Consider the following 4,152-nt stretch of genomic DNA (forward strand, 5'->3'; position numbering starts at 1 on the left):
GATATTGCAGCGCGTAGGCAGCCGCAAACAGCAAAGGCGTAGCGGCAATAAGGTACAGATGGGTCAGGAAGCCTTTGGATTCATAAATGATGCTGCTTTGCAACAACAGGGCGAACAATACATTGCCCAAAGTAAAAGTGATAAACACATTCGGCTCGTGTTTGCGCCGACAGAATGCCCACGCCGCCGCCAAAGCGGAAAGCGCGACAATGCTGCCGCGGTCGGCCAAGAAGAGCAAAGGCAAAATAGAGATGTACAGCAAGGCGGCAGACAACACGGCCGTCTGAACGGATTTTTCCCATTGCGCCGAACCTTCGCGACGCGAGAAATACCACAGCAAATAAATCGCCGCTCCGCCAAGCAACACCACAACCGTCGTGAACCACTGCCCTTCCAGAACGGTATCAGTGCCGAAGCCCTGATAATTGCCCAACTGAATCAGTGCCGCCAAGAGATAAACCATCAGCGCACCCAAACGGATATGCGGACGCTGTTGGCGCAAACCGAAGAAATAAACCAGTGCGGATTCGGCACTCCACAAAATGACCGTATTGCTCGGTTCAAAATAAAGCGGAACAGCAATAGTAAGGAACAACACCGCCAACGCAAAAAATGCCTGACGCAAAATATACAATCCCTGCTGACGTTTCAGCAGCAACGCGGCCAATCCGTATACAGCAGCAAAACCCAATGCGGAAAGCGCATCCGCAGACGGCCAATGCTCCACCATGCGGTATTGCAGGCCGAACGCCGCCGCCATCGTGCCAAACAATAAAGTATGGTCGAGGACATGAACGCGCAGGCCGTGTGTATAAATACTGTTGCCAATCTCCTCCAAAGTCACATTGTCGGCAATCGGCATAACGCTGTCTTCGCTGTTTTCCGTCAGCTTACGGCGTGCGAACAGATAAGCGATAAAGGTATAAAGCAGCCAGTGGTAAATCAGGAAAGGCTCGGTAGTGGCGAAATGTTCCGGCGTATAACTTCGCATGCCCCACAGCGCGGCAATGGCAAAAGTAGCGGCAAAGCCCGTCAGGTTCAGCGGACGCCATGCCTTAAACCACGCAATCGCGGCCACACCGCCATTGAGCAGGGCAAGATAAGAAAACAGCACCAAATAATTGCCGCTGCCGTCTGAAGTCAGCAAAGGCGCGGCCATACCGCCGATTAAAGCAACCTGCGCCATAATCTGCGCATTCTGCCTTACCGCCAACCACGCCATCAGCACAACCATCGCCACCATCAGCCCGAACACGACCGACATAGGCAACAGCGGATGCAGTTTCAACGCCGCCAACGCCGTCAAATACATCACCGCCACGCCGAAACCCTGCAACACCAAGCCATATTCACGCTTACGGCTTTGCAGCTTCCAGCCGCCGACCACCGCCGCCAAACCAGCGCCTGCCACAGTCAGATAACGCAGTTCGACAGGCACATGAACCCGCTCGGAAGCATAGCGCAGCAAAAACGCCAGGCCGAGGAACAGCACCACAATACCGGTTTTCAACAACGGATTGCCGCGCAAGAACCAAGCAACAATCGGATTGTCGGAAAACTTGTACTCTCCGCCTTCCGACTGAGCTTTATGGATAACGAATTGACGCGATGGCGCTTCTTCGCTTTCAGACGGCATCGAAGCAACAACAGCCTCTTCTTTAGATTGCTCTTCTTGTTCAGCAGCAACCGCTTCAGTAACTTCCGATTCCACAACAGGCTCAGGCGAAGCAGAAGCCTTGGCAGAAACAGGATCAATAGGTATAGAAAAAGAAGGAGCAAACGCCTCTTCAATCTTCTGCTTAACAGGCGCAGCTTCCGCCTCAGGCTCAACCCGAACATGAAGTGGCTCAGAGGCCGTCTGAACATCGGCAACAGGCAGAGCCTCAAGCCCTTGCCCTACTTTCGCCTCATCACGGACAGCCTCATGCTCCAACACCGACAAACGCTGTTTCAGCAGCTCGATTTCCTGCTCCAGCTTTTGCATCCTGTCACCTGCCGTAGCAGATTCAGCCAAACGCTCTTCTTGGCGTTGTTTCGCAATCGACCAAGCAACCAGCCAAAACAACGCCCCAATAATGATGCCGGTGAACATCTCATCAGCAAAATAGCCGACAATAATAGGAATAAGCAGGCCAAAAAACTGCATGAAACACCTGTTTGATAACAATAAGAATATGCCGATTGTAACACCGGCAACATTATTCATGAAAAAAAGAGACAAAAGGCCGAGAACAGAAGCATACGGCAAATAGAATATAAAGAATCGGCATAAAAAAGGCCGTCTGAAAATGTTTAAGGATTTTCAGACGGCCTTAAGCATGTTTCCTTTATGTATCATGAATACATCAACAGATAAGCAATGATTTACCGAATATTATTTGCAACGCATCAGCGTACGCGTCCGCCAAACTTTTTTACCTGAGCCGTCAGTCGAGTAATCACGGAATCTTTGCGTCAGCACGCCTCGGTTTAACGAAAACTCAAAATTATCGTTATAAATCTGTGTACCCTGCTCCGGCTCCTCTTCCCGAACGCGTGCCGTACCTGCGATTTTATCGGGCGAATAAATTCGATAATTCAGTTTCGTATATTTCGCGCCCCATTCCCAACCCTTTAATTCAATTGATTTTTTACCTATTTCAATATAAAAGCCGCTATCTTCCGACACATAGACATTATCTATAGCAGCGTTTTCATCATAACCCATGGCACATAAAGCCCTTATATGTTTGGGCGATACCTTTCCTTCAGCACGCCCTGCCCATTTGCCTTGAAACGCTTGCGGAATATCTTGGGCAGCGGCTTGAAATCCAAGAAGGAGCAAACCGGCGGTCAGAACAGATTTTAAAGTGAGCGACATTATTTTTGACCTTTCAAGAAAGAGTGTTCAAATCAATATGAATAATATAGGAAATGGAAAAAATACAAAAAGGCCGTCTGAAAATATTTAGGGATTTTCAGACGGCCTAATATTATTGTCAGGTTAATTGAGCAACTACTTATTGAACCTTAAGACTCTTCACGAGGATACCCGTTGCTATAAGCCTTCTCAAACCATTCTTGAGCCAGCGTGTCATCCTGTTGAAAACCTTGGCCAAGTTTATACTTAATACCCAAACGAAACTGAGCCGATGCAACTCCCTGCTCTGCCGCTTTACGATACCAATAAATCGCCAACACATCATTTTGCGTGACGCCTACTCCATCATTGTACATCTGAGCCAATTGAAACTGAGCATCGGCATGCCCTTGTTCCGCCAATTTACGAAATAAAGACAGTGCCTGCTTATAATCAATACCAAAAGAAGAGTCCCATCGATCTACACTTCCACCGTATCGATACTGAAAGCCTAATTTGTATTGAGCCTCTATATCCCCTTCACTCGCCATGCGAGAATACATCATGAACAAGTGCCATCGAGGCTCACTATATGGTCCACCTTTAATAAACCATTCTTCTGCCTGTTTATAGTCTTGAGGAACACCTATTCCATACTCGTACATTGTTCCTATTTGGCAATCAGCAGGGCCATATCCCTGGCTACTGGCAAGACGATACCAATACAATGCCTGTTCATAATCTGACAGCTCCAAATACAGCTTTCCCAAAGAAAATTTAGTTCTTCCATCTCCATTCTCTGCCTTTGCATGCAGCCACTGTTTCAACTGCTCATAATCCCGATTGGTCAAAAACCTTGAATACTCCATTATCAAAAGGCATTGCGCATCAAGATGCCCCTGCTCTGCCGCCTTCATATACCAATGCACTGCCTTTCGATAATCTTTAGGCTCTTTATTACAACATAACCCAGCTAATTCATATTGAGCCTGGACATTTCCTTTTTCTGCCAACTGAGTAATAGCTTGAATAGGATCAGGAGTATGGACAGAAGCATACTCCTTAACCGTACTCCGTCTCATAAGCCAGAAAAGAAAAATTGCGACAGCTATTAAAAAACAAGCGAGTAATAATTTCATCTTATATTCCCAGTCTTATTTATTTTTTTATTTTCGATACCATAACTATTTTTTAATTACACCAACCGAAATGGTGGTTGTCATTAGATCAAATTCTTAAAATCTAGTAATGCTGAATATAACATCGTCTGAAAACCTTTAAAGGTTTTCAGACGATGTTGGATAGGTTTTGGG

The 4,152-nt window shown here is 46.8% G+C and carries 3 protein-coding genes; all 3 read right to left on the reverse strand.

Annotated elements, in window-relative coordinates:
* Positions 1-2,146 (reverse strand): DUF2339 domain-containing protein (locus Q1M25_RS08595; protein WP_300483864.1); only part of this gene is annotated, 2,146 nt, incomplete at its 3' end.
* A 228-nt stretch (positions 2,147-2,374) separates the two neighbouring features.
* The gene (locus Q1M25_RS08600) at positions 2,375-2,860 is read right to left on the reverse strand and encodes a hypothetical protein (protein ID WP_300483866.1); all 486 of its coding nucleotides are present in this window, start codon (positions 2,858-2,860) and stop codon (positions 2,375-2,377) included.
* Positions 2,861-3,009: 149 nt separating this feature from the next.
* Entirely contained in the window at positions 3,010-3,978 is a 969-nt protein-coding gene (locus tag Q1M25_RS08605; protein ID WP_300483867.1) for a tetratricopeptide repeat protein, read from the reverse strand.
* Between the last annotated feature and the right edge of the window lie 174 nt (positions 3,979-4,152).

Origin of the sequence: uncultured Neisseria sp. (genome assembly GCF_951230505.1) — a bacterium.
Lineage (GTDB): Bacteria > Pseudomonadota > Gammaproteobacteria > Burkholderiales > Neisseriaceae > Neisseria.

Bases quoted from the DNA above. Each gene is read 5' to 3' on its own strand.
- Q1M25_RS08600 (WP_300483866.1), bottom strand. From the start codon at position 2,860: ATGTCGCTCACTTTAAAATCTGTTCTGACCGCCGGTTTGCTCCTTCTT.
- Q1M25_RS08605 (WP_300483867.1), bottom strand. From the start codon at position 3,978: ATGAAATTATTACTCGCTTGTTTTTTAATAGCTGTCGCAATTTTTCTT.